The following is a 24,319-nucleotide window of genomic DNA, read 5'->3' on the forward strand; positions in this document are numbered from 1 at the left end:
GCCAGTGAACATAGCGCCCTCCCTGTTGGCATTATATGCCGTAATCAATACATTATTGTCATGGAGTTCTGCCGAATCGTAGACCAGCGGCAGGCATTCATCGAGTTCATCGACGCCGCAGCCGCCGACAGACGGCAGGGCTCCGGTCCCACCGATGACCTTGTCCCCCATGAAGGCATAGATCTTATCGACCAGGCGGGCATCGAAGAAGCTGCCCTGGACGGTACTGCCGCCTTCGACGAGGATGCTGGTCAGCCCTTCGTCGTGCAGGAGCTGTAAGGCGTCGGGCAGGTAGATGGTCTTGCCGTCCTGGAGCGGTGCCAGGATGACGCGGACGCCAGCCTCTTTCAGGGCTTTCATCTTCTCTACCGGGCACAGGGACGTCGTGACGATGATGGTCTGCGTCGTCTTATCGGTGACGACGAGCGAATTCAAAGGCGTCCGCCCTTTCGTATCCAGTACGATGCGCACGGGCTGATGCGGTGCATCCTGGCCGGGCCGTTCGATGCGGCTGGTCAAGAGGGGATTGTCCGTCAGGACCGTGTTGATGCCGACTAAGATGCCGTCATAGATGGAGCGCAGATAGTGACCGTAGCTGCGGGCCCATTCGTTGGTGATCCACTGGGATTTCCCCGTCCGTGAAGCTGTGCGGCCATCGAGGCTCTGGGCCAGTTTGATGGCGATGAACGGTTTCTGGACCATCATGTTCTTGATGAAGACTTCGTTGAGCTGAGCCGCTTCCTTCGACATGAGGCCGACTTCGACGGCGATGCCGGCTTTGCGCAGGATGGCCGCGCCTTTGCCAGCCACTAAGGGGTTGGGGTCGAGCATGGCCATGACGACTTTGCCGACGCCTTTTTCGACGAGGGTCCGGGCACACGGCGGCGTTCTCCCGTAATGGGCGCAAGGTTCGAGGGTCACATAGACCGTAGCCCCCTTCGCCCGTTCGCCAGCTTCACGCAATGCCCATACTTCGGCATGAGGCGTGCCGGCCTTATGATGGTATCCCGTGCCGACGATTTCGCCATCTTTGACGATGACGCAGCCGACGGCAGGATTGGGTGTCGTATAGCCCAGGGCGGTCTTTGCCAATTCCAGGGCTTTTTTCATATACTCTGCCGGTTCCAATGTATTCCTTCCCTTCTATTCAGATTCGCAAGATAAAAAAAGGCTATGGACGTAAGATTCCCATAGCCTTTTGAGCGCAACAAAAACACAATCTGTCGTCTTTTCCCATCCAGACTGTACTGTCGGTACCGAAATTGCATCGGTTCAACCCTTGCGGGTTAGCGGACTGTCACCGCCGGTCAGGAATTGAAAGCGCCGCTTTCTCACCTTGCCTCAAAGACTATCCTTATTCATTTGAACTACATGTATGATTTTAGCACATGAAAAGAAGAAATACAAGTCCTTATCGCAAGGACGCGATGGCAGCGGCCCGGTCGTCAGCTCCGAAGACGGCACTGCCGGCGACGAGGAAGGTCGCACCGGCGTCTTTGACGGCCTGGACGGTCTTGGCATTGACGCCGCCATCGACTTCGATGACAGCCGTCGTATTGCCGGCCTGTTCCAGAAGCGCCTTGGCCTGGCGGATCTTATCGACGGCATAAGGAATGAACTTCTGGCCGCCGAAGCCGGGGTTGACGCTCATGATGAGGATCATGTCCAGCTGCCCGGCCAGGCAGGACAAAGTCGATACGGGGGTCGCCGGGTTGAGGGCGACGCCGCCTTTCATGCCGGCTTCGTGGATCTGCTGCAGGACCCGGTCGAGATGGGTGCAGGCTTCCTGATGGACCGTGACGTACTGGACACCGGCAGCAGCCAGGCCGTCGATGTAGGTTTCCGGATGTTCTACCATGAGATGGGCATCGAAGGGCAGCTTGGTGCAGCTACGCAGAGCCTTGACGACGGGGACGCCAAAGGTCAGGTTCGGCACGAAATGGCCGTCCATCAAGTCGAGATGGATACAATCTGCCCCCTTCCGTTCGACGTCCTGAATGTCTTCAGCCAGGCGGGAGAAGTCCGCCGATAATATAGATGGGCAAATGGTTACCATGACTATCGTTTCCTTTCTGCAATGGAAGTGAGTATCTTACAGTATGTGTCATACCGTTCTTTCTGGATATGGCCGTCAGCGACGGCCTGTTTGACCGTACATTCCGGTTCGGACAGATGGAGACACGACGAGAACTTGCAGCCGCCGCTGTAGGGCAGCATGTCCGGGAAGAGGCGCAGGACTTCCTTCGGGTCGAGGTGCTCGAAGTCGAGAGAGCTGAATCCCGGCGTATCGACGACATACGTATCGCTGTCGAGGCGCATGATTTCCGAATGGCGTGTCGTATGGCGGCCGCGCTTGATCTTTTCGCTGACGGCGCCGACGGACAAGTCTTCCCGGCCCAGGATCTGGGACAGCAGGCTCGACTTGCCGACGCCCGACGGGCCGGAAAAGGCCGTCATGCGGTGGGGCAGCAGATTACGCAGGGTATCGAGGCCTTCGCCGGTCTTGGCCGACACGAGATAGACGTCATAGCCGCAGCGTTCATAAAAGGCCTTGTAGGATTCGGCCGTCTCCCGGTCCAGGTCGCACTTATTGAAGCACAGCGTCGGATGGATGCCGCCGTATTCACAGGTCATGAGCATCTTATCGACGAGGAACTGGTTCGGATCCGGCGACTTGGCCGCCATGATGACCAGGAGCTGGTCGATATTGGCCACGGCCGGCCGGCGTATCTGGTTGCGCCGGGGCAGCAGGGCTTCGATGACGCCCTTGTCCTGGCCCAGCTCGGTGATTTCCAGCTCGTCGCCGACGAGGATCTTCGCTTTCAGCAATTTGCCGCGGCGTCGGCACTCGATGAGCCCTTCCCGGCCGACATCGACGTAATAATAGCCGTTATAGTTCTTGATGACGCGTCCTTTTGTCATGTTCCTCCCCTTAGATATACTGGTCCTGTACTAACGAATTGTTGATGTATACTTTGACTCTCGTCTTGCCCGTGCCGCTGACGCTCTTAGAGATGTTGTCGCCGCCGGCCTGGCTGCGGTCATAGACGACGCGCGAGCCATTGTCGTCGGATACGACGATCTGGACATGCTGGCTGGAAGCGCCAGACGGTACGCTGATATTGACCGTCCCGTAATGAGGCGTCCCGGCCGGTTCCTGGTTATTGGCACTGCCATCGGAGCCGCTGGAGCTGCTCGACGGCGAGCTCTGGCTGCTCTGGGACGACGGATATTCGACGGACAAGTTGACGACCTTGCCGTCTTCCGACGTCTGGCCCGTGACGACGGCCTGAGAGCTGTCCTTCGACGAATCGAGGTTGGACACGCTGCCGACGGAATAGCCGGCGCTTTCCAGGGCCTTCACGGCCGCATCGAGGCTCATGCCGCTCGTATTAGGGGCTTCATTCTTGGCCGCTTCTGCTTCTTTTTCGGTTTCGCTCTTACGGCAGACGACGAGGTCGACTTTCGTCTCCTTTTCGACTTTCTTCGGCGATTCCGGGTCCTGGTCGATGATGGTCCCGTCGGCATACTGAGCGCTCTCTTTGTAGCGCACCTTGCCCACAGACAGGCCGATTTCCTTCAGTTTCTTTTCGGCCTCATCGAGGGTCAGGCTCCGCAGGTCCGGTATGAGGACTTCTTCACCTTTATTCCCCTTGCTGACGGTCAGGTAAATGGTCCGGTTGGCCTTGACGACGGCTCCGCCAGACGGTGTCTGGGAAATGACTTCGCCGACTGGCACTTCGTCGCTTTCCACTTCCTTGACGGAAACGTCGAGTTTCTTATCTTTCAGTATCTTCTTGGCGATTTCGACCTGTTTACCCGTCACATCCGGTACGGTAATGTCTTCGGTACTCCAAAAATTCCCAAAGGAAAAGAAGGCCCAGACAAAGGCGACGAGGAAGACGCCGAGCATACCGATGATGATAGTTTTCTGCGAATGATTGCTGATAGAATCCATGAACCGCGTGAAGGGGTTCTTCTTCTTTTCTTTCGGTTCTTCTTCGGGCAGGTCCTTTTCCTTGATAGGCTGTAATTTCTGCGTGCCGAAGTTATACGGACCCTTGCTGATGATCGGCCGAGCGCCGTTGGTATTGATGAAACCCTGGGACAGGCGCAGTTCCGACATCATCTCGCCGATGGACTGGAAGCGGTCGTCCGGGTTCTTGGCCATGGCCTTGAGGATGACCTGTTCGACGAGCCGCGGGATACGGCGGTTGTACTTCGTCGGCAAGGGAATATCGTCCTGGACGTGCTTCAAGGCGATACTGATGGCCGTATCGCCCTGGAAAGGGACGACGCCAGTCATCATTTCATACATGACGACGCCTAGGGAATAAATATCCGTCCGTTCGTCGATATGGCCGCCACTGGCCTGTTCCGGTGAAAAATAATGGACTGAGCCGAGGACGGTACGGTCGCTGTTTTCGACGGAATTCACAGCCCGGGCGATGCCGAAATCGGCGACTTTGATGCGTCCTGTCTCGGTGACCAGGATATTATGAGGCTTGATGTCGCAGTGGACAATGCCGTTGGCATGAGCATTTTCCAGGGCTTCGCCGATATCGAAGGCAATCTGTATCGACGTGTTGATCGGCAGGTGGCCGTGTTTTTCGATGTATTCTTTTAACGTTTCGCCGCGCACGAATTCCATGACGATGTAATGGACATTTTCATCGTAGCCGACGTCGTATATATTGACAATATTGGGGTGTGACAATTTGGCAGCCGCCTGGGCTTCCTGGCGGAAGCGGACGACAAAATCGTGGTCGTTGCCGTATTTTGAATGAAGTATTTTTACGGCGACGATCCGGTCCAGGAGGATATCCTGTGCTTTGTACACGCTGGCCATGCCGCCTGTGCCTACTTTTTCCAATATCTTGTATCTGTTATCTAAGATATGACCAATCATTTTTAGCTATTCCACCACTTTCATAGTCGTTCCCGATTATATGGTTGTTAAAATTGCCGTGATATTATCTTTCGCCCCGTTTTCATAGACGCGGGCAAAGAGATCATTGATGATTTCCCGTTCTGTCCGGCGGTAATCGCCGATAGCATCGTAGAGTTCCTGTTTCTGGATGAATGATGTCAAGCCGTCGGAACAAATCAGGATGCGATCTTTCGGCTGTACTTCAAAGGCTCCGCTGTCGACGACCAAGTTCTCATCGACGCCGACGGCTCTGGTCAGCACATGGCGCTGGGGATGATCCATCGCTTCTTCTTCAGTTATCTTGCCCTTTTCGAGCAGGACCTGGACGATCGTATGGTCGACGGAAATCTGTTTGAATTCCCCGTCGCGGTATAAGTAGATGCGGCTGTCACCGACGTGGCCCCAGAAGGCCATATGACGAGCCAGGGTCACCATGGACACGGTCGTCCCCATGCCCTTGAGCGAAGGGTCGATCAAGGTCTTGCTGAGGATGCTGGAATTCGCATATTGAATGGCTTTCTCCAGCTGTACCGGTGCTGCATAACTAAAGTTCTTGAAATAATAAGCTATCGCTTCTACGGCCGTCTTGCTGGCGATTTCACCGCCTACATAGCCGCCCATACCGTCGGCTACGGCCAGTACGTTTTTCTCGTGGCTGATATAAAAGGAATCTTCATTCACTTTCCGAACCAGGCCGATTTTGGATTCACCGTATGTGCCCAAATTCTCACGTCCTCTCACGGTGTTTCGTTATAGGTACACATTAATTCATATCATATTCGCCGTCACCTGTCAAATTTTTTCGCGTTTTATGCGCAGCTGGCCGCAGGCGGCCTGTATCTGGCTGCCCATTTCCCGCCGCAGAGTGACGGAAACGCCGTGGCGCTGCAAATACGTGACGAATTCATTCATCGTCTTTTCATCGGGCCGGTAGAGGCCGACGTCGTAGTTGTCGTTGATGGGAATGGCATTGACCAGGATGTTCTGACCACCCAGGAGACGGGCCAGTTCCTTAGCGCAGGCGTTGGTACAAGTCAGGCCCTTGATGAGGATGTATTCAAAGGTGACCTTCCGGCCAGTGACATCGAAATAGTGGCGGGCCGCCTTCAGGACTTCGTCGAGGGGATATTTCTCGGCAATCGGCATGATGCGACGCCGCAAGGCATCGTTCGGCGCGTGGAGGGATACGGCCAGGGTGATGGGCATGCCCTCTTTGGCCAGGTCGTACATCTTGGGGACGATGCCCGACGTCGACAAGGCCATGTTGCGATAGCCCAGATAGAGCGTATCCTTTTCGTGGATGAGCTTCATGAAGCGGATGACGTTATCGTAGTTGAGGAGCGGTTCCCCTGTCCCCATGATGACTATAGAATGGAGGTCCGGCGTGACGTATTTGCGGAAAGCCAGGAGCTGGGCGACCATTTCGCCAGCCGACAGGTTGCGGACGAAGCCATTCTTGGCGGACGCACAGAAGGCGCAGTTGACGGCACAGCCGACCTGGGACGATACACAGATGGAATTGCCATAGTCGTGCTTCATGAGGACCGTTTCTACGGTCTCACCGTCAGCCAGCTGCAATAAGAGCTTCACTGTCTGTCCGTCCGGGGCGTCCAGGCGGGACACGACTTCCGGGAAATAGATTGGCAGCACTTCCTTCAGCTGTTCCCGGTCTTTCTTGGGCAGTAGGACCATATCATTCCAGGAAAAGATATTTTGCTTATAAATATAATGAAAAATCTGGTCGGCCCGGAACTTTTTCATCCCCTGGGCGACGAGGAACGCCTGGAGTTCCTTTTTGGTCATATCAAATACATTACTCATGTCAGCCCTCCTTTTTCATGCGGGCAATGAAGAAACCATCTAGGCCGTCGCGCTGTGGCAGGAGCTGGATGAAAGGCCCTTCATGGCCGGGAACGGGAAGCCACTGCGTCGCGTTTTCTACGTGGAATTCCGGATGATTCTTCAAAAAGGCAGCCACGATGCGGCTGTTTTCATCATCATTCATGGTGCAGGTACTGTAGACCAGGATGCCGCCAGGACGGACGCATTGGGATGCACTGTCCAGGATGCGCCGCTGCAGGGCCGGCAGGGTGCGCAGGTCGCTGGGATTCTTGCGCCAGCGCAGGTCGATCTTATGGCGCAGGACGCCGAGGCCCGAACAAGGGGCATCGACCAGGACCCGGTCGGCTTTGCCGGCGTACTTCTGGCCGATGGTGCAGCCGTTCTGGAGCAGGGTCCGCACATTCTTGAGGCCCAGTTTCTGGGCATTATATTCGATGAGCCGCAGTTTATGCTCATGGATATCGCCGCCGTAGACGACACAGGACGGGCCGCCCAGTGTGGCCAGGTGCGTCGTCTTGCCGCCGGGAGCGGCGCAGACGTCGAAGATGACTTCGTGCGGCTGAGGATCGACGATATGGGCTACCAGCTGGGACGGTTCGTCCTGGATGATGGCCCGGCCATCGCGCAGGCATGTCAGTTCATGGATGCCGGGATTGCCGTCGAGGTAGATGCCGTCTGGTGAAATGGCAGCCGGGCGGGCCGGCAGGCCTTGTTTTTCCAAATCGGCCAGCAGCTCTTCGCGGCTGGTCTGGGCCGTATTGACGCGCAGGCACAGCGGCGGGATCGTATCGAAATATTGGCAGAGCCGTTCCGTATCGTCCGGGCCATAGGCTTCGATCCAGCGGCGGACGAGCCATTCCTGCTGATGATAGGTCAGGGCCAGGTGGGCTACGATGTTTTCGCCCTTATCGGGGATGACGAACTGGCTGCGGCGGCGGATACTGTTGCGCAGCATGGCATTGACGAACTTGGCCATGCCCCGGTTGCCGAATTTCGTCGCCATCTTGACGGCTTCATTGCAGGCCGCTGATTTGGGGACTTTGGTCATGCCGAAAATCTGATATAAGCCCAGGCGGATGATGGCCAGGCAGACAGGGTCGAGTTTTTGCAGTTTGCGCGTACTGATCTGTGATATGATCCAATCCAGATAATTCAGGCAGCGCAAGGTGCCGTAAACCAGCTCCGTATAGAAGCGCCGGTCCCTGTCGGCAAATTGATGGGTCTGTATCGCCTTGGAGACGACGATATTGCTATAGCCTTCATCGCGGCAGATAGTCAGCAGGCTCTGAAAGGCAATTTCACGAACGTTCATGGATTCCTCCCTGTGCTTTTAAAGCAGTAGCGAACAGCACAAAAGCAGGGCAACCGTCTTCGTTGCGGCAGTTGTCCCGCTTCTCTGCACTGAGTCATTTATAATAATTCACCAGCCGTCAAGGCTGCGCTTTGCAGATATTGGGCAGCAGCCATGCGTTTGCGGCTTTCGGGCTGGACTTCACAGATGCGCAAAGCCCCTTTCCCGGTCTGGACGGTGAATTGTTTCTTAGTCACCGATAACACGGTCCCCGGCGCAGCCTGTGTCCCTTCGACGACGTCGGCTGCCCATATCTTCAGGCGCTTGCCATCGTGGCAGATGGTATAGGCACCCGGATGGGGATCCAGCGTCCGGATGAGCCGTTCCAATACGGCCGCATCCTGGGACCAGTCGATGTGGGCTTCTTCCTTGGTAATCTTGGCCGTATACGTCGCCTGGCTTTCATCCTGGGCGACGGCGCGGCTTTCATAGCCATCCAGGTCGGTCAGGACGTCGAGCAGGGTCTGGGCCCCGAGGATGGACAATTTATCGAAGAGGGTCCCCGTCGTTTCCTTGGCATCCAGGGGAATAGCCGCTTTTTTCAGCATCTTCCCCGTATCCATGCCTTCGTCGAGAAGCATGATGGTCACGCCGCTTTCGGCTTCGCCGTCTTTGATGGCGTACTGGATGGGGGCGGCGCCGCGATACTTCGGCAGCAGCGAGCCGTGGACGTTGAGGCAGCCGTATTTCGGGATGTCCAGGACAGCTTTCGGCAAAATCTTACCGTAAGCGATGACGATGATGACGTCCGGCGCCAGGCTGCGGAGCTGTTCGATGACGTCGTCACTGCGCATGGAATCAGGCTGGAAGACGGGGATGCCCAGTTCCAGGGCCTTTTCCTTGACCGGCGAGAAAGTCACCTTCTTGCCGCGTCCCCGCTGTTTATCGGGCTGGCTGTAGACGGCAGCGATATCATAGCCGGCCTGGGCCAATTTTTCCAGGGACGGGACGGAAAAGTCCGGCGTCCCCATGAATACGATACGTAACTTATCCATTAGTCCCCTACTTTCTGTAAATCCGTCGCCTTTTCGATGAACAGATGGCCATAGAGATGGTCGATTTCATGCTGGAAAATACGGGCCAGGAAGCCTTCCGGTTCATAGATGACGGTCTTGCCGTGACGTGTCAGCGAACGGACCTTGATTTTGGAAGCCCGTTCCACTTTGCCGTAATATCCGGGGATGCTCAGGCAGCCTTCGGTATCGACATTGGTTTCGTCCGATTTTTCCAGGATTTCCGGATTGATGAGCTCGATGAGGCCGTTGCCGTCGTCGAGGACGATGAGCTGCAGCGATTCATTGACCTGCGGCGCAGCTAAGCCTACGCCTTCAGCAGCATACATCGTTTCTGCCATGTCGTCGAGCAATTTCTTTATATGTTTATTCACTTTCGTAACGGGTTTCGCCGTCGCTTTCAGGACGGGATCCCCGGCTTTAATAATAGTAAGTACTGCCATGTAACTTTCACCTCATTGTAATAGTAAAAATGCTTATTTTTTTCTATTATAGTATGAAATCGCCAGAAATGCTATAGATTCATCAGAATTGCTTGAAATAGCCCATTTCTCTCCTGCCGTAATTGACAACATTTATAAGGTTATGTTACATCGTCAGCAATGGAAGAAGTAACACTGAGAGCGGTTCCGGACGTATCCTGAAGGGCGCCATGGCCATGAAGTTTCTCAGAATGCTTCTTTCATTTTTTATTTTGCACTGTAAGGGTCGCCACGTGGGGCGCCCGTTCCTGCCCGATGTGGGAATGTACTCACATCCCGGACGGGCTGAACAGGCAGGTGCGATTCCCCACGATTATACGGGATCGACATCGATGAGGACGCCGGTCTGCCAGCAGGCCGGGATGCGCTGCATGGCTTTTTTGATGGCTGTCAGGTCTTTTCCGGTCAGGGACAGGACCAGGCGGTATTTATTGCGTATCTTCTTGATGACGTCTTCGTAAGGACCGATGACGGCGACTTCATCGCCGTGGTCCCCGTTCCAGCTGTTCAGGGCCGCTGCGACGTCGTTGGCCTTGCGCCAGACTTGTTCTTCTGATTCATCCTGGACTAAGATCTTGGCCATTTCCTGGAAAGGCGGATAGCCCAATTCTTTCCGGAACTGGATTTCCTGGTCATAAAAGGCCCGGTAATCCTGGCGGGCAGCGCACTGGATGACGTAATGGTCCGGCGCGTAGGTCTGCATGACGACGCGCCCCGGGATATCACCGCGGCCAGCCCTGCCAGCCGCCTGGGTCAGGAGCTGGAAGGTCCGTTCCCCAGCCCAGTAGGCCGGGATATTGAGCAGGCTGTCGGCCGATAAGATGCCGACGGCGCTGACGCCGGGGAAATCGTGGCCTTTGGCGACCATCTGAGTCCCCAGGAGGATGTCATATTCATGACGGCGGAAAGCTTCGATGATACGGTCGCCGCTGTGCTTGCGGCTGGTCGTATCCTGGTCGAGGCGGATGATGCGCGCCGACGGCAGGAGTTCGTGGAGCTGCTGTTCCACTTTTTCCGTGCCGCTGCCAAAGAATTTGATGTATTTGCTGCCACATGACGGACAGACCGTCGGCACGGGCTTTTCGGCATCGCAGTAATGGCAGCGCAGGTGGGCGGCCTGACGATGGTAGACCATGGCCACGTCGCACGTATCGCATTTGACGACGTAGCCGCACTTGCGGCACATAACGAATGTCGAGAAGCCGCGGCGGTTGAGAAGGATGATGGCCTGCTGCCGGGCTGCCAGTGTCTCTTCCAGGAGATTCAATAAGCAATCGGAAACGACGCGGTAATTCCCGCGGGCCAATTCATCGCGCATGTCGACGACCTGGACCGAAGGCAGGGGCCGCTGGCCGACGCGCTCTGTCAGCTCGACCAGGACATAATCGCCCTGCAGGGCCTTATAGTAGTCGCCCAGCGCCGGCGTGGCACTGCCAAGAATTACGGGGCAGCCGTAGTACGCAGCCCGCTGGCGGGTCACGGCGACGGCATGATAGCGCGGCGCTTCGTCCTGCTTATACGAACTGTCATGGGCTTCGTCGACGATGAACAGGCCGATGGACTGGGCCGCCGTAAAGACAGCCGACCGGGCACCGATACAGATATGACTCGTCCCGTTCTGCATACGCAGCCAGTTGTTGCGCTTCTCACCCTGGGAAAGCTGGCTGTGCATGACGACGACATCGTCGCCGAAGCGGCGCAGGAAACGGCGGACGATTTGCCCGGTCAGGGCGATTTCCGGCACTAAAACGACGACCTGCCGGCCTTCTTTCAGGACTTGGCTGGCCAGCTGCATGTAGACTTCGGTCTTGCCACTGCCGGTGATGCCGTGGAGGACGTAGGTTTTTCCTTGTTCATCGCTTCCGATAACTTTAACTGCCTGTTGTTGTTCCGGTGTCAGCGTAAAGGGAGCATCGCCAGAAAGGGTCGGCAGGATATTCGTCGTCCTGGCCGGCCGCTGGCTCCAGCGGGCCAGGCCTGTCGCACAGAGACGGCGCATGAGGTCGCGGCTGTAGCCCTGGCCCTGCCAATAGGAAACGGCCCCTTCCCCCCTTCTCTTTCAAGGCCTGGAGCAGTTCCTGCTGGCGCCGCCGGCCGTGGAGGATGTCTTCGTCATCATCGTGGACGAAGGAAAGCCAGTCTTCCATCTTGTCGGCAATCTGGTTCTTGTAATAAGTCCGGCTGGTCAGGACCTGGCGGGCCAGGGCCGTTTCGACGAGGTCCCTGCCGAAGCGGCGGACAAGGCTGCCCTTTTCACGGCTCCCCTTGTCGGCGACATAGGCCTGGAGCTGCCGCCCTTCAGGACTCACAGGCGCAGCCGGGCCGACGGACAAGATTTCCTGGCGGACCAGGCCCTTCTTGTCGATCATGAACAGGCGCAGGGCTTCGGAAAGGTTGCAGACATAGTAGTCGCGGATCCAGATGGCCGTGCGGATCATTTCTTCCTGGAAGCCGGTCTGCGTCGAAAGCAGGCCTTCGACGGGCTTCAGTGTGAAATCGGCCGGTTCGTCCAGCTGTTCATGGAGGGCGACGACGATGCCCTCTTCCCGGCGATGACCAAAGGGCACGAGGACGCGGCTGCCGACGCGGACGGCCAGACCATCGGGAACGGTATAGGAAAAAGTCTGCTGCAGCCGTTTCGCCGTCGTATTGATGATGATTTCAGCAATCAAAAGGACACCTCCTTTGTATGGGGCTGTCGCACTAAAAAACTACAAACTGCAAACTCAATACCCAAAAAGAGGCTGTCTTAATGGGACAGCCTCTTTTCTGGATGTTCAGTTTATCGAACCGCCTCTTATAAGCCGGCTTCTTTGCGGAGCGTTTCGGCTTTGTCTGTCTTTTCCCAAGGCAGGTCGAGGTCGTTGCGGCCGAAGTGGCCATAGGCAGCGGTCTGTTTGTAAATCGGGCGCTGCAAGTCGAGCATGGCGATGATGCCAGCCGGACGAAGGTCGAAGTTCTTTTCGATGAGTTCGACGATCTTTTCGTTCGGGACTTTGCCCGTACCGAAGGTTTCGACGTGGATGGAAACCGGGCGGGCTACGCCGATGGCATAAGCCAGCTGGATTTCGCATTTATCGGCCAGGCCGGCAGCGACGACGTTCTTGGCGACGTAACGGGCTGCATAAGCGGCCGAGCGGTCGACTTTTGTGGGGTCCTTGCCGGAGAAGGCACCGCCGCCATGACGAGCCATGCCGCCATAGGTATCGACGATGATCTTACGGCCTGTGAGGCCCGAATCGCCCTGAGGACCGCCGATGACGAAACGGCCAGTCGGATTGATGAAGAGTTTCGTCTTGTCGTCGAACAAGCCTTCCGGCAGTTCCGGTTTGATGACGAATTCGAGGAGGTCGCTTTCGATCTGTTCGCGGCCGACTTCGGGGCTGTGCTGTGCCGAAATGACGATCGTATCGATGCGGACCGGTTTGCCGTCTTCATATTCGACAGTGACCTGGGTCTTGCCATCGGGACGGAGATACGGCAGTGTGCCGTCTTTGCGGACTTTGGCCAGGCGGCGTGCCAGGCGGTGTGCCAGGGAAATCGGCAGCGGCATGTAGTCGTCCGTTTCGTTGGTAGCATAGCCGAACATCATGCCCTGGTCGCCAGCGCCGATAGTATCGAACTTATCCGTATTGCCTTCTTTCTTTTCCAAGGCATCGTCGACGCCCATAGCGATGTCCGGGGACTGTTCGTCCAGGGAAACGAGGACGCCGCAAGTGTCGCAGTCAAAACCATATTTAGCGCGGGTATAGCCGATGTCACGAATCGTTTCGCGGACGATGTGCGGGATATCGACGTAGCACGTCGTAGAAATTTCACCGACGACATGTACCATACCAGTCGTTACCAGGGTTTCGCAAGCAACGCGAGCGTTTTTATCTTTTGCGAGAATGGCATCCAAAATGCTGTCCGAAATCTGGTCAGCCATTTTATCGGGATGGCCTTCGGTGACGGATTCGGATGTAAAGAATTCACGATTTTTTGCCATGAGTGATCCTCCTTAAAAAAAAATTCCCCTCATCCATGACTTCATGAGAGGGGCTTCTAATCCCCATCTGCCAGTATATCACTGCTGGAATTAGCACCTTTCATAGCTGAAGGTTGCTGCGACATCACAGGGCCAGTCCCTCCGTCGTCTCTTGATGGTTCTTTATTTGGTTTGCTCATCCATTATAATTCAAGTCCGCCTATTTTGCAAGTGTTTTTTATGCCTAAAAAACATTGTCTACTAGACGTTGCCCTATAGGCAGGGTTATAATGGAGAAGATAGAAAGGATGATTAGATATGACCAAATTGCGGCCTAGAGATATATTCTTCAACGACCCTTATTTTGATTATGCAACCTGCAGCAAGCCCGGCGACCTGCGGCTGGCCAAGCGGGTAGAAGTATTCGGCAAATGGTACAAGACCCCGAGCCTGGTGACGACCCTTCTTTCCCAGGAACGGCTGACCTTCAGCCGCCACACCGGCACAGACCAGGAAGACGCCTTGGTACTGCGCATCTACGAACGGACGGCCGACCGGCTGCTCATCAATACGTATTATACGTCCAAACAGAACCCGGAAGAAATCTACGCCGGCACGATCCACCTCGAACGCTACGATATGGCGCAGACTATGGAATCTTTTTCCTATATGGGCATCATCGACCTGCTCATGCTCCAGACGGACAGTCAGATTCTCGGCTTGACCGACGTCTTTGAAGACGTGCAGATGGCCAAGCACGCGGCAGCCCATGCCCTGGGCATCTATCTCATGGTCATCTGCGACCAGCCCTGGTCCGACGAAGCCGTCACTGGCGGCCAGGAAACGCCGGCCATGATGATGGGCAAAGAAAAAGAAGAACTTCAGCAGCTGCGGGAAGAAAAAGCCCAGATGGACGCCGACCGGGAAGAACTCCTGCGCCTGCGCCTGGAAGCCAAGAACCGCACGGCCGTCCTTTCTGAACTGGAACGCTGCGCCAGGAACTCGATGCGGAAAGGACGGGCCGCGAACAGGACCGCAAACAGTATGAAGACCGTATCCGCAAGCAGGAACAGTATATCGAAAAGATAAAGGAAACGGCATCCAGCCAGATTGCCGAACTCCTGGCCCTGCGCAAGGAACTCAACAAGCGCCAGGTGCGGCCGGATATGACCAAAGGCCAGGCGCCGCGGAAAGTGACGCCCCAGGAAGCGTCGCGTTCCGTCCGGGACCCGGAAGACCGCGGCCTGGACCTGCCCTCCTTCATGACCCAGCGCGATTATACGCGCCAGCTGGACCGCTTCCTCACGGGCCGTCAGATAGCCCTGGCCGGCGGCGATCCCGACTGGCAGCGCCGCATCCAGCGCCGTTTCGGTGCCGTCCTCCTCATCAGCGGCCAGCCGGGCGATGACCGGATGCTGAAAGAAGCGTCCCTCTTAGTCGTCAACCTGGAAGACGGCAAGACGCCCCTCGTCCGCTGGGCCATTACGGAAGCCAAAGAAAATAACTGCCCCATCCTCTCCGTCGGCCCGACCAACCTCAACGGCTTCGCCAAAGCCATCGTAGGGCGGGTTAGTGGTTAGTGGCTCGTGGTTCGTGATTAAAAAAACATACTATTAAGCCCGAATGGGCTATGATCGAATATCACAGCGGGACGCCTTCCAGGCGTCCCCTACGCACAAGGCCACGGGCCGTGTATTTTTTTGTAATCGGCCCATAGTTTGTAAAGATACTTTTAAAGTTAAATTCATTTGCTAACTGCTAACAGCTAGCTGCTGACTGCTAAAAAGGACTGTCGCACATGCGACAGTCCTTTTTCTGCAAACTCCCTGCTATCAACTATTCTTTTTCGCCATAATGGCAGCCGCGCGGGCTACGATGATGGCAGCGAGTTCGTCTTTATCCATTTTTTCTAATTTTTCCATAGAGCCGTCCGGGAAAAGCAGGGTGGCGATGTTGGTCGTCCCTTTGAAGCCGGCTCCTTCGGCACTGACGTCGTTGGCGACGAGCATGTCGAGGTTCTTCTTCTTGAGCTTCTTCGTGCCGTATTCGATGACATTCGTCGTTTCGGCAGCAAAGCCGACCAGGGTCTGATGGGTCTTGCGCTGGCCCAGGCCATAGAGGATATCCGGGTTCTTGGCCATTTCGATGGTCAGGGTATCGTCGTTTTTCTTGATCTTGTTTTCCGCCGGATGGGCCGAACGGTAATCGGCGACAGCTGCGGCTTTGATGACCAGGTCGCAGTCGTCATAATAGGAATCGACGGCAGCTTTCATGTCACGCGTACTGCCGACATCAATGCGGCGGGCCAGGCCTACAGGTGTCTTGAGGTTATCCGTCGTCCCGGCGACGAGGGTGACTTCAGCACCGGCCATGACGGCAGCCTTGGCGATGGCAAAGCCCATGCGGCCGCTGGAATGATTGCCGATGAAGCGGACCGGGTCGATAGGTTCCCGCGTGCCGCCAGCCGTGACGATGACCTTTTTCCCTTTCAGGAGGTCATTGCGGCAGGCCAGGAGCTCGATGTAGTCGACGATGGTATCCGGTTCGGGCAGGCGGCCGACGCCGTCGATGCCGCAGGCCAGATGACCGCTGTCGGGAGCGATGAAATGATAGCCGAATTTCTTCAGCTTGGCCATATTGTCCTGAGTAATGGGGTTGAGATACATGTTGGTATTCATAGCCGGTGCGATGAGGACCGGTGCCGTCGTAGCCATGACCGTCGTCGACAGCATGTCGTCGGCAATGCCGTTGGCGATCTTGCCAATGATGTCGGCCGTCGCCGGTGCGATGACGAAGACGTCGGCCCAGCGGGCCAGGGCGATGTGTTCTACGTTGAATTCAGGCACATCGTCGAACATGGATACGGCAACGGGATTGCCGGAAATTTCCCGCATCGTCAAGGGCGTAATCAGTTTCGTCGCATGGTCGGTCATGATGCATTTGACTTCGGCCCCCCGCTTGCGGAGCTGACTGGCAATAGAAGCTGCCTTGAAGGCCGCAATGCCGCCAGTGATTCCTAAGACAATCTTTTTCTTTTCCAAGCTCATGGAAAACACCTCCGTGTTATTTAATGCCGTCACGCGGTGCTTCATACGTGATCTTGCCCTGGTCGATTTCTTCCATGGCAATGGAAACTACTTTCGTCGTATCGACGTCGACGAGGGGTTCGTCGCCATCGGTAAGCTGGCGGGCCCGTTTGGCAGCCAGCGTAACCAGCGTATATTTGCTGTCCACTTTAGTCATCAGGGATTCAAGAGTCGGTTTAATTAACATAGTTCATCTCTCCTATTATTTGTACAATTCTTTCGTATGGGCGATGCGATGGGCATTGCGCGTCACTTTACACTGTTCGGCTTTCAAGATAGAAGCCGCTTCGTCGACGGCCTTATCCAAATCGTCGTTGACGATGACATAATCATAGCGGTCGATCCAATCCAGTTCTTCCCGGGCCTTGGCCAGGCGGCCGGCGATGACGTCGTCCGAATCGGTCTGGCGGCCGTGGAGGCGTTTTTCCAACACAGCCCGGCTGGGTGGTACGATGTAGATGAAGACGCCCTGGGGATACCGTTCTTTGACCTGCATGGCTCCCTGGATGTCGATTTCCAGCATGACATGCTTGCCTTCTTCCAACATCTGGTAGACGTACTTCTTGGGCGTGCCGTAGTAATGGTCGTAGACCTTGGCGTGTTCCAGGAAGGCATCTTCTGCCAGGAGCTGTTCGAACCGCGCGTTATCGGCAAAATAATAATTGACGCCGTCTACTTCCCCGGGCCGGGGGTCACGGGTCGTCATAGAAATGGAATACTGGATATTGGGGAACTGTTCCCGCAGAGCAGAACAGATAGTCCCCTTGCCGGCTCCGGACGGGCCGGACACGACGATGAGCAATCCGGAATCATTCATAGCATTACTACTCCTTTTCTGTTTCCCCGTCGTCAGCGGCATCTTCCCAGAAGGAATCGCTGCCGGCGGGAACGATGCGGTGAGAAATCGTCTCGGGCTGCAAGGCCGACAAGATGATCCAGCCGTTGTCCATGACCAGGACCGACCGGGTCTTGCGGCCAAAAGTCGCATCGATGAGGGTATTCCCATCACGGGCATCCTGGACGAGGCGCTTGATGGGCGCCGACTCAGGACTGATGATGGCCACGACTTTGTCGCCCATGACGACATTGCCGAAGCCGATATTTAATAAGTTGAAATTCATCATTCGATATTCTGCACCTGTTCGCGTATCTTTTCGATTTCATTCTTGAGCTGCAGGACCGCTTCGGTCACGGCCAGGTCGCCGGCCTTGGAGCCGATGGTGTTGGTCTCGCGGTTCATTTCCTGGATGAGGAAATCGAGCTTGCGCCCTACTTCGCCGGGACTTTGCAGCATGGCGTGCAGCTGGTTCAAGTGACTGCGGAAGCGAACGACTTCTTCGGTGAAATCGACTTTATCCGAATAGATGGCCACTTCCTGCAAGAGCCGGTCTTCATCGGGAACGGCGGCCTGGACCTTATCCATGAGGGCCAGGATTTTCTTTTCCAGCCGTTCTTCATAGGCCTGGACGATGATTTCCTTGCGGCTGGCAATGGATTCGACGAGGGCTGCCATCTTATCGGCCCGGCTGAGGAGATCCCGGCTGATATTGGCCCCTTCCCGTTCGCGCATGGCGACCATGCTGTCCAAGGCACCCTGCAGGGCGGCTTCAAAAGGCGGCCAGCTGGCATCGGCATCGATGGCCGGCGGCGTCTGGACGAACCAGTCCTTGGTCAGGGACGTCACATCGCCGAGGGTCACGGCCTTGCCTTCAAAGAAACGGTCGTTCACGTCCTGCAAGGCCATCTTGACGGCGCCTAAGGCAGCGTGGTCGACGCGTACATCCGGTGCCGCCGGGTCCAGGTCCTGAACGGTGACGAAGACGTCGACTTTGCCCCGCTTGAGGATGGCCTTGATGCCATTGCGCAACCGGTCTTCCAGGGCCAGATAAGCATGAGGCATGCGGATATTCAATTCCAAAAAACGTTGGTTCACAGCGCGCATTTCAAGAGTGACAGCCAGTTTCCCGTCGTTGCCGGAACCGCTGCCAAAACCAGTCATACTTCGCATTTACGAACCCCCTTATTAGTCTATTCAATATCCCATTATACCCTAAACGGCTTAATTTTTGCAATATTTTACCACAAATTAAGCAATTGAACCTCTCCCGCTTATAGAAGCAGGAGATTCTTGAGAAGGTTGCTGTTTAAGTTTCCTCCTGAAATCAGGATAGCCTTATTCTCAAAGGGCTGTCCAAAAGCCCCTTACACAGTCCCTCGAAATCGAAGTTCTGCTTACTTTTACGGAGTATGTTGGCGGCGCCGTTGATGTCGGCATTGGCCGTCCTGCCGTTGGCGAAACGGTACAGGCCGCGCTGGATTCGTGTCACGCTGAACGTTCCTGTATAGGGGACATCCGGCTGGTATACGGGAATATCGTCCAAGTCCAGGCAGCTGGCCTGAGAAGTATACGATTCTTCCTGTTCCAGATAGGTTATCCCGTAGCGTTCACACAGCTGTTTCAAGGTACTGCGCAGATAGCTCAAGCTGATAAGAGGAAGGAGTCTTCTGGCGAAACTGTGATAAAAGGCAACCTCTCAGTCAGCTTCGCTGACCCTACGAACCACGAACTACGAGCCACAAATTATCATTTTTTTGGTTCTACCATATACGTCGTCTGGTCGGTGAAGATGACGTAGCCCGGGACAGCGTGGGCCGGTTTCTTGACGTGGCGCACGAGGGTGCAGTCGACTTCGACTTTCGAGCTTTCCCGGGCTTTGCTGTAGTAGGCGGCCAGCTGGGCAGCCCGTTCGATCTGGGCATCCGTCGGCGTCACATTGTGGCAGGCCAGGATGACGTGGGAGCCGGGCTGGTTCTTGACGTGGAACCAGAGGTCATAGGGATGGGCTTTCTTCAGGGTCAGGAAGTCATTCTGCCGGTTGTTGCGGCCGACCCAGATATCGAGGCCGTCGGCCTGGAGGGTCAGGATATCCTGGGCCGATTCTTTTTTGAGCTTGTCCCGGTTGTGGCCGCTGATGAGGTTCATCTGTTTCATTTCGGCCTTGATATCGGCGATCTCATCTTTCGTACTCGTGTTTTCCAGGGCGTATTCCAGCGAATAGAGATAGTCCAGGTGTTTCTGGTTCTCTTCGTGGAGCTGGGCCGACATCTGCTTGCGGTTACGCATCTTGGTGTAGCGCTTGTAATAGCGATTGGCATTGTCCGTCATGGAATAGGCCGGATTCAAGGGAATGGTCACCTTTTCCTGGTCTTCCGACAGGAGGTTCTGGACAGTCACTTCTTTTTCATGGTCGTGCTTTTCGTAGGCGTAGATCATGAGCAGGTCACCGTAGAGCTTGTACGTATCCATTTTCTTCGTTTCTTTCATTTCGCTGGCAATGCGCTTGATTTTGCGCTTCTGCTTTTCGATGAGCTTGCCGACCTTCTTCTGCAGCTGTTCCTGTTCGCCGTTGAGGCTGCGGTGCGTGGCCTGGTATTCGCTGAGGTAGGTCTCGATGAGGCTGAAGTGGCGCCGCGGATATTGGGCCAGGCTGTGCAGTTCCAGCGGGAAGATGACTTCCTTGCCCTTGACCGTATAGACGTAAGCCCCGGACATACCTTCCAGGCGCTTGCCAAAGGCTTCGACTGTACGGCACCAGGCGAAACGGTCTGCCGGCGACAGGTCCCCGACGGGCCGCCCTGCATCGATGCCCGAATCGTGGGACAGTTCGTTGAGGACGATGGTGCTCATGCCGTTGAAGCGCTTGAGCATCCACGTCTTGAGCGGTTCGTCCGTACCCGTTTCCATCATGTCCGTCAGTTCCTGGGCCGAAAAGGCAAAGGGATCCATGCGCATGAAGTTCGGCGGGAAGGCATAGGGTTCCTTGGGGGCGATGGTCCGCAGGGCCTGCTTGTTCTTCCCCGTCTTGATGAGGGCTTCGATGATGGTGCCGTCTTCGGTAAAGATGACGTTGCTGTATTTGCCCATGAGTTCGACATGGATTTTACGTGTCACCAGGCGGCCCGACATGTCGAGGACGTCGACGGCGATTTCGATGAGCCGGTCCAGGTGCAGCTGGGCGATGGACGCGATGCGGCCGTTTTCATAATATTTGCGCAGGAACATGCAGAGGCCCGTCGGGATATCCGGCGTCGGCGGCATGGTATCGGCGACGTACAGGCGCGGCGAGTCGTCCAGGGTGATGACCAGGTGATGGATGCCCGTATCGTTGAAGATGCGGAAATAGAGGGACCGGGCGTCGAGCTGATAGATTTTAGAAATCTGGCCGCCCTTGAGGATGTCGGCCAGTTCGTTGGTAATGCAATGTAATGTGATACCATCCAGATTCATGATGATACCTCCTTATCGTAATTCTCACTGAAACAAACAATCCTTTTAATGATACCATGTTTTGCCGTATCCTGTGAAGAGGGACGTCTTTTAATAGCTAGCCGCTGACTGCCAAAAAGGAGCTGTCTTCATGGGACAGCTCCTTTTTTTCACTGCTTCAAATACCAGCTCAAGGGCTGGGCTTTGGCGGCGGGGTTATTTTTTTTGTTGGCTGCTGGTGGCAGCGAAGATGAGGGAATCGCGGTACATCTTGGCTACGGTTTCCAGGGTTTCCAGGCGGTAGAAGGCCTGTTCCAGGTCTCGGCCGACGGTGGCGGCGCCGTGGCGTTCCATGAGGAAGACGTCGGCTCCTTCTGCGGCTTCGGCACAGGCCGTGGCCAGTTCTGCCGATCCCGGCGGTGCATAAGGTACGGTCGGTACCGGGCCCAGGACCAATGCCCCTTCGGTGACGATGTCCGGCCGGAAGGGTATGCCGGCTACGGTCAGGGCCGTGGCCGTGACGGGATGGGCGTGGATGATGGCCCGGACATCATTCCGCTTCCGATAAATTTCTAAATGGAGAGCCGATTCGGATGACGCCTTTCCCGTCCCTTCCAGGACATGGCCATCGAGGTCGACGACGAGCAGGTGCTTCGGCTTCAATTCCCCTTTTGGCACGCCGGACGGGGTAATGACGACGGTACCGTCGTCGCGGCGGAAACTGATATTGCCATCACAGGCGGCGACTAGTCCGGCTTCTTTCATTTTCTGTCCGATGCGGCACAGTGTTTTCTTGGTATCCAAGCTCTCGCCTCCTTAGCGCATGGACGGCATGTTGCGGCCGTTGTAGATTTCCAGCATTTCCTGGCGTACCTGGCGGCGTATCTGCTGCTGCTGGCGCGGCGTCAGGTCATCCTTGGTAATATTGAAGAGATAATTATCCAGGTCGAAGTCGTGCAGGACCATCTTGGTATGGAAGATGTTTTCCTGATAGACATTGACGTCAATCATATCGTAGCGGTTGCGCGTGGCCGGGGCGATATAATTCTGAATGGAATTGATGCGGTGGTCGATGAACAGTTTCTTTCCGTTCACATCGCGCGTGAAGCCGCGGACGCGGTAATCGAGGGTGACGATGTCCGAATCGAAGCTGTCGAGGAGATAATTCAAGGCGTTGAGCGGCGAAATACGGCCGCACGTAGACACGTCGATATCGGCCCGGAAAGTCATGATGCCCTTCTGGGGATGGCTTTCGGGATAAGTATGGACAGTCAGATGGCTCTTGTCGAGGTGACAGACGACATCGGCATCGTGCACTTCTTCTTCGGAAATGAGGATGGTAACGCTGGCCCCCTGGGGGTCATAATCCTGGCTGGCGACGTTGAGGACGTGGGCGCCGATGATGTCCGCCACGTTGCGCAGGATCTGGGTCAGCCTTTCCGCATTATACTGTTCATCGATGTATTCGATGTATTGACGGCGCGACTCAGGGCTGACGGCATAACAAATATCATACATGTTGAAGCTCAGGGTCTTGGTCAGGTTATTGAACCCGTAAAGCTTGAGTTTATTCGTTTTCATGAATCTTATCATCCATTTCTGCTGGAATTACCGTTCGATTTGATGAAAGGCCACGTCGGTAATGACGCCGTCATCGATGGACACGATGGCATACGTCCCCTCCCGGCCATCCCGGGGCAGGCCGATACTGCCGGGATTGACAACCCACATCTCTCCGTCCATTTTGGCGAAACGGCGGTGCGTATGGCCAAAGACGACGAGGTCCGCCTGATTCTGACGGCCCAGTTCGACCAGCTTCTGCCAACGCCGTTCGCCATACCACTGACAACCGTGGATGGCGACGATGCGAACGCCGCCGACGGTGACGCAGCGGCATTCTGGATCATGGGTATGAGTCATATAATCATTGTTGCCCAATACGGCATAGACGGGAACCCCCGTATAAATAGCCAGGTCTTCGCCATCATCACAGTAGTCGCCGCAGTGAATCCAAGCCGCCACGTCAGGCGCGTCATCGGCCATGCGTGACAGACATTCAAAACGACCATGGCTGTCACTGACCAGGCCGACGCGGACCGTACTCATGACAAGGCCTCGACGAGCTTCTTCAAGGCTTTGCCGCGGTGGCTGATGGCGTTCTTCTCTTCCATGGTCATTTCAGCCATGGTCTTTCCCTTTTCAGGCACGTAGAAGAGTGGGTCATAGCCGAAACCATTGTCGCCGGCATAGAAGTCGCGCAGGACGCCGTCACAGCTCCCTTCAGCCGTCACGATCCGGCCGTCAGGCCAGATGAGGACGAGGGAACAGATGTAGTGGACCGTCCACTGTTCCGGCGGAAAGGCGGCCAAGTCGGCAATGAGCTTCTGATTATTGGCTTCATCGTCGCAGTCCAAGCCGGCATAGCGCGCCGAATAGACGCCGGGCCGGCCGCCGAGGGCGTCAGCGGCAATGCCCGAATCGTCGGCCAGGCAGGGCAGGCCGGTGGCCTTCATGTAATACGTCGCTTTGAGCAGGGCGTTTTCGGCGAAGGTTTTCCCCGTTTCTTCCGGTTCAGTAATATCGGCCATGACATCGTGGACGGAAACTGCTTCATAACCTAACGGTTCCAAGATGCTCTTGAACTCCCGGATTTTTCCGGCATTATGCGTTGCCAGTACGATTTTTTCTGCCACAGGCCTGTCTCCTTAGTCCTTCTTCCGGTTCTTGACGAACTGGGCGTAATTCTTGATAACGACGATAGGTGTCTTCTGAGAAGCATTGCCGAAGGGGTTGTCGATGAGGATTTTGGCGATTTCCTTCGTGTTCAGGCCTTTGCTGTGGCCGAGGACAGCCGAGCGCTTGAGGTCGTTGACGTCAGCGACGACGGCGCCGTAGCAGCCCATGCGCTGTTTGATCTTTTCAGCGACTTTATCCGGTTCGGCCGGGCCGTAGACGATGCATTTATCAAAAGGCGGCATGGTGCCGGTGACATCGTCCGTGAGCGATGCCTGGCGGCATTTGGCATACCATACACCGTTCTTGCCGACGAGCTTGGCCAAGAAGCCGATGAAGAACCAGAACATCATCTTCCATTCGCCTTCGAGGTTCATCGCAGCCTGCATGCCATAGAGGCTGGCCATACTGCCTTCGCCCGGGACGAAGCGGCGCATGAGGCGGGCCTGCCACGACGGCGTCAGTTCTTCCGGACGGGTATAGCGGCGCTGGGTAATGGCGACGACGCTTTCGGCCGAGCAGACCAAATCGTCCGGGCCGACGATATCTTTTGCATATTCTTCAATGACGTCGACAATATCATCTTTATCCGTAAGGATTCTCGTTTTTACAGGTACTAATTCTAATTCTGCCATCTCGTTAAAACCT

Annotated in this window: 26 protein-coding genes and 2 riboswitches; of the genes, 2 read left to right on the forward strand and 24 right to left on the reverse strand. The window is 55.8% G+C overall.

Going from position 1 to position 24,319, the window contains the following annotated elements; translation table 11 throughout:
* The 12 genes from ribD to metK all read right to left on the reverse strand — a co-directional run.
* Positions 1-1,110, reverse strand: a 1,110-nt coding sequence (gene ribD, locus NM10_RS10500; RefSeq protein WP_036244026.1) for a bifunctional diaminohydroxyphosphoribosylaminopyrimidine deaminase/5-amino-6-(5-phosphoribosylamino)uracil reductase RibD, incomplete at its 3' end; no start/stop codon positions are given.
* Between the two features lie 111 nt (positions 1,111-1,221).
* Positions 1,222-1,353: riboswitch (FMN riboswitch) on the reverse strand.
* A gap of 58 nt (positions 1,354-1,411) precedes the next feature.
* Positions 1,412-2,056 carry a ribulose-phosphate 3-epimerase gene (rpe, locus tag NM10_RS10505; RefSeq protein WP_020311546.1) on the reverse strand — a complete coding sequence of 215 codons (645 nt, stop codon included), beginning with the start codon at positions 2,054-2,056 and terminating at the stop codon, positions 1,412-1,414.
* Positions 2,057-2,058: 2 nt separating this feature from the next.
* Positions 2,059-2,922, reverse strand: coding sequence for a ribosome small subunit-dependent GTPase A (rsgA, locus tag NM10_RS10510; RefSeq protein ID WP_020311547.1), 864 nt, complete (start codon positions 2,920-2,922; stop codon positions 2,059-2,061).
* Positions 2,923-2,932: 10 nt separating this feature from the next.
* Positions 2,933-4,909, reverse strand: coding sequence for a Stk1 family PASTA domain-containing Ser/Thr kinase (gene pknB / locus NM10_RS10515; RefSeq protein WP_020311548.1), 1,977 nt, complete (start codon positions 4,907-4,909; stop codon positions 2,933-2,935).
* Between the two features lie 36 nt (positions 4,910-4,945).
* Positions 4,946-5,653 carry a Stp1/IreP family PP2C-type Ser/Thr phosphatase gene (locus NM10_RS10520; RefSeq protein ID WP_020311549.1) on the reverse strand — a complete coding sequence of 236 codons (708 nt, stop codon included), beginning with the start codon at positions 5,651-5,653 and terminating at the stop codon, positions 4,946-4,948.
* Positions 5,654-5,722: 69 nt separating this feature from the next.
* A complete protein-coding gene (gene rlmN, locus NM10_RS10525; RefSeq protein ID WP_020311550.1) occupies positions 5,723-6,751 on the reverse strand; it encodes a 23S rRNA (adenine(2503)-C(2))-methyltransferase RlmN in 1,029 nt (342 codons plus the stop codon).
* A gap of 1 nt (position 6,752) precedes the next feature.
* Complete coding sequence (gene rsmB, locus NM10_RS10530) at positions 6,753-8,084, reverse strand: 16S rRNA (cytosine(967)-C(5))-methyltransferase RsmB (RefSeq protein WP_020311551.1); 1,332 nt, start codon at positions 8,082-8,084, stop codon at positions 6,753-6,755.
* Positions 8,085-8,182: 98 nt separating this feature from the next.
* On the reverse strand, positions 8,183-9,118 hold the full coding sequence (gene fmt, locus NM10_RS10535; protein ID WP_020311552.1) for a methionyl-tRNA formyltransferase: 936 nt from the start codon (positions 9,116-9,118) through the stop codon (positions 8,183-8,185).
* Entirely contained in the window at positions 9,118-9,579 is a 462-nt protein-coding gene (gene def, locus NM10_RS10540; RefSeq protein WP_020311553.1) for a peptide deformylase, read from the reverse strand. Before def ends, fmt begins: the two co-directional genes overlap by 1 nt.
* 352 nt (positions 9,580-9,931) lie before the next feature.
* On the reverse strand, positions 9,932-11,593 hold the full coding sequence (gene priA, locus NM10_RS10545; protein WP_239639711.1) for a replication restart helicase PriA: 1,662 nt from the start codon (positions 11,591-11,593) through the stop codon (positions 9,932-9,934).
* The gene (locus tag NM10_RS14755; RefSeq protein ID WP_239639709.1) at positions 11,490-12,290 is read right to left on the reverse strand and encodes a hypothetical protein; all 801 of its coding nucleotides are present in this window, start codon (positions 12,288-12,290) and stop codon (positions 11,490-11,492) included. Before NM10_RS14755 ends, priA begins: the two co-directional genes overlap by 104 nt.
* A gap of 125 nt (positions 12,291-12,415) precedes the next feature.
* On the reverse strand, positions 12,416-13,606 hold the full coding sequence (metK, locus tag NM10_RS10550) for a methionine adenosyltransferase (protein WP_020311554.1): 1,191 nt from the start codon (positions 13,604-13,606) through the stop codon (positions 12,416-12,418).
* Between the two features lie 60 nt (positions 13,607-13,666).
* A riboswitch (SAM riboswitch) is annotated at positions 13,667-13,767 on the reverse strand.
* 136 nt (positions 13,768-13,903) lie between these two features.
* On the opposite strand from metK, the gene NM10_RS14760 reads away from it, so the two are divergent.
* Together NM10_RS14760 and NM10_RS14765 are read left to right on the forward strand one after the other, a co-directional pair.
* Entirely contained in the window at positions 13,904-14,674 is a 771-nt protein-coding gene (locus NM10_RS14760) for a hypothetical protein (RefSeq protein WP_020311555.1), read from the forward strand.
* Positions 14,675-14,751: 77 nt separating this feature from the next.
* Positions 14,752-15,165, forward strand: coding sequence for a hypothetical protein (locus NM10_RS14765; RefSeq protein ID WP_020311556.1), 414 nt, complete (start codon positions 14,752-14,754; stop codon positions 15,163-15,165).
* Between the two features lie 252 nt (positions 15,166-15,417).
* On the opposite strand, the gene coaBC is transcribed toward NM10_RS14765, so the two are convergent.
* From coaBC to NM10_RS10615, 12 genes are all read right to left on the reverse strand, one after another.
* Entirely contained in the window at positions 15,418-16,632 is a 1,215-nt protein-coding gene (gene coaBC, locus NM10_RS10560; RefSeq protein ID WP_020311557.1) for a bifunctional phosphopantothenoylcysteine decarboxylase/phosphopantothenate--cysteine ligase CoaBC, read from the reverse strand.
* Between the two features lie 16 nt (positions 16,633-16,648).
* Positions 16,649-16,858, reverse strand: coding sequence for a DNA-directed RNA polymerase subunit omega (gene rpoZ, locus NM10_RS10565; RefSeq protein ID WP_014016712.1), 210 nt, complete (start codon positions 16,856-16,858; stop codon positions 16,649-16,651).
* Positions 16,859-16,873: 15 nt separating this feature from the next.
* Positions 16,874-17,488, reverse strand: a complete 615-nt coding sequence (gene gmk, locus NM10_RS10570) for a guanylate kinase (RefSeq protein ID WP_020311558.1) — start codon at positions 17,486-17,488, stop codon at positions 16,874-16,876.
* A 7-nt stretch (positions 17,489-17,495) separates the two neighbouring features.
* Positions 17,496-17,792 (reverse strand): extracellular matrix/biofilm regulator RemA, encoded by a 297-nt coding sequence (gene remA / locus NM10_RS10575; RefSeq protein ID WP_020311559.1) that lies wholly within the window; start codon positions 17,790-17,792, stop codon positions 17,496-17,498.
* Entirely contained in the window at positions 17,792-18,679 is an 888-nt protein-coding gene (locus tag NM10_RS10580) for a YicC/YloC family endoribonuclease (protein WP_020724108.1), read from the reverse strand. Before NM10_RS10580 ends, remA begins: the two co-directional genes overlap by 1 nt.
* A gap of 154 nt (positions 18,680-18,833) precedes the next feature.
* A complete protein-coding gene (locus NM10_RS10585) occupies positions 18,834-19,154 on the reverse strand; it encodes a zinc ribbon domain-containing protein (RefSeq protein ID WP_020311561.1) in 321 nt (106 codons plus the stop codon).
* Between the two features lie 101 nt (positions 19,155-19,255).
* The gene (locus NM10_RS10590; RefSeq protein WP_020311562.1) at positions 19,256-20,959 is read right to left on the reverse strand and encodes an Rqc2 family fibronectin-binding protein; all 1,704 of its coding nucleotides are present in this window, start codon (positions 20,957-20,959) and stop codon (positions 19,256-19,258) included.
* Between the two features lie 195 nt (positions 20,960-21,154).
* Positions 21,155-21,742 carry a class II aldolase/adducin family protein gene (locus tag NM10_RS10595; protein ID WP_020311563.1) on the reverse strand — a complete coding sequence of 196 codons (588 nt, stop codon included), beginning with the start codon at positions 21,740-21,742 and terminating at the stop codon, positions 21,155-21,157.
* Positions 21,743-21,754: 12 nt separating this feature from the next.
* The gene (speD, locus tag NM10_RS10600; protein WP_020311564.1) at positions 21,755-22,519 is read right to left on the reverse strand and encodes an adenosylmethionine decarboxylase; all 765 of its coding nucleotides are present in this window, start codon (positions 22,517-22,519) and stop codon (positions 21,755-21,757) included.
* A 27-nt stretch (positions 22,520-22,546) separates the two neighbouring features.
* On the reverse strand, positions 22,547-23,044 hold the full coding sequence (locus tag NM10_RS10605; RefSeq protein WP_020311565.1) for a metallophosphoesterase family protein: 498 nt from the start codon (positions 23,042-23,044) through the stop codon (positions 22,547-22,549).
* Complete coding sequence (locus NM10_RS10610) at positions 23,041-23,631, reverse strand: XTP/dITP diphosphatase (RefSeq protein WP_020311566.1); 591 nt, start codon at positions 23,629-23,631, stop codon at positions 23,041-23,043. The genes NM10_RS10605 and NM10_RS10610 overlap by 4 nt, the downstream gene beginning before the upstream one ends.
* 12 nt (positions 23,632-23,643) lie before the next feature.
* Complete coding sequence (locus tag NM10_RS10615) at positions 23,644-24,306, reverse strand: coenzyme F420-0:L-glutamate ligase (RefSeq protein ID WP_020311567.1); 663 nt, start codon at positions 24,304-24,306, stop codon at positions 23,644-23,646.
* Positions 24,307-24,319: the final 13 nt, after the last annotated feature.

This window comes from Megasphaera sp. NM10 (assembly GCF_000417505.1).
Taxonomy (GTDB): domain Bacteria; phylum Bacillota; class Negativicutes; order Veillonellales; family Megasphaeraceae; genus Megasphaera; species Megasphaera intestinihominis.

Excerpts from the sequence above, each read along its gene's own strand:
- pknB (WP_020311548.1), bottom strand. The coding sequence starts at position 4,909 with ATGATTGGTCATATCTTAGATAACAGATACAAGATATTGGAAAAAGTA.
- rpoZ (WP_014016712.1), bottom strand. The coding sequence starts at position 16,858 with ATGTTAATTAAACCGACTCTTGAATCCCTGATGACTAAAGTGGACAGC.
- rsgA (WP_020311547.1), bottom strand. The coding sequence starts at position 2,922 with ATGACAAAAGGACGCGTCATCAAGAACTATAACGGCTATTATTACGTC.
- rpe (WP_020311546.1), bottom strand. The coding sequence starts at position 2,056 with ATGGTAACCATTTGCCCATCTATATTATCGGCGGACTTCTCCCGCCTG.
- remA (WP_020311559.1), bottom strand. The coding sequence starts at position 17,792 with ATGAATTTCAACTTATTAAATATCGGCTTCGGCAATGTCGTCATGGGC.
- NM10_RS14765 (WP_020311556.1), top strand. The coding sequence starts at position 14,752 with ATGACCAAAGGCCAGGCGCCGCGGAAAGTGACGCCCCAGGAAGCGTCG.
- gmk (WP_020311558.1), bottom strand. The coding sequence starts at position 17,488 with ATGAATGATTCCGGATTGCTCATCGTCGTGTCCGGCCCGTCCGGAGCC.
- NM10_RS10605 (WP_020311565.1), bottom strand. The coding sequence starts at position 23,044 with ATGAGTACGGTCCGCGTCGGCCTGGTCAGTGACAGCCATGGTCGTTTT.
- speD (WP_020311564.1), bottom strand. The coding sequence starts at position 22,519 with ATGAAAACGAATAAACTCAAGCTTTACGGGTTCAATAACCTGACCAAG.
- coaBC (WP_020311557.1), bottom strand. The coding sequence starts at position 16,632 with ATGAGCTTGGAAAAGAAAAAGATTGTCTTAGGAATCACTGGCGGCATT.
- NM10_RS14760 (WP_020311555.1), top strand. The coding sequence starts at position 13,904 with ATGACCAAATTGCGGCCTAGAGATATATTCTTCAACGACCCTTATTTT.
- metK (WP_020311554.1), bottom strand. The coding sequence starts at position 13,606 with ATGGCAAAAAATCGTGAATTCTTTACATCCGAATCCGTCACCGAAGGC.
- def (WP_020311553.1), bottom strand. The coding sequence starts at position 9,579 with ATGGCAGTACTTACTATTATTAAAGCCGGGGATCCCGTCCTGAAAGCG.
- rsmB (WP_020311551.1), bottom strand. The coding sequence starts at position 8,084 with ATGAACGTTCGTGAAATTGCCTTTCAGAGCCTGCTGACTATCTGCCGC.
- NM10_RS10590 (WP_020311562.1), bottom strand. The coding sequence starts at position 20,959 with ATGAATCTGGATGGTATCACATTACATTGCATTACCAACGAACTGGCC.
- fmt (WP_020311552.1), bottom strand. The coding sequence starts at position 9,118 with ATGGATAAGTTACGTATCGTATTCATGGGGACGCCGGACTTTTCCGTC.
- NM10_RS10615 (WP_020311567.1), bottom strand. The coding sequence starts at position 24,306 with ATGGCAGAATTAGAATTAGTACCTGTAAAAACGAGAATCCTTACGGAT.
- rlmN (WP_020311550.1), bottom strand. The coding sequence starts at position 6,751 with ATGAGTAATGTATTTGATATGACCAAAAAGGAACTCCAGGCGTTCCTC.
- NM10_RS10580 (WP_020724108.1), bottom strand. The coding sequence starts at position 18,679 with ATGCGAAGTATGACTGGTTTTGGCAGCGGTTCCGGCAACGACGGGAAA.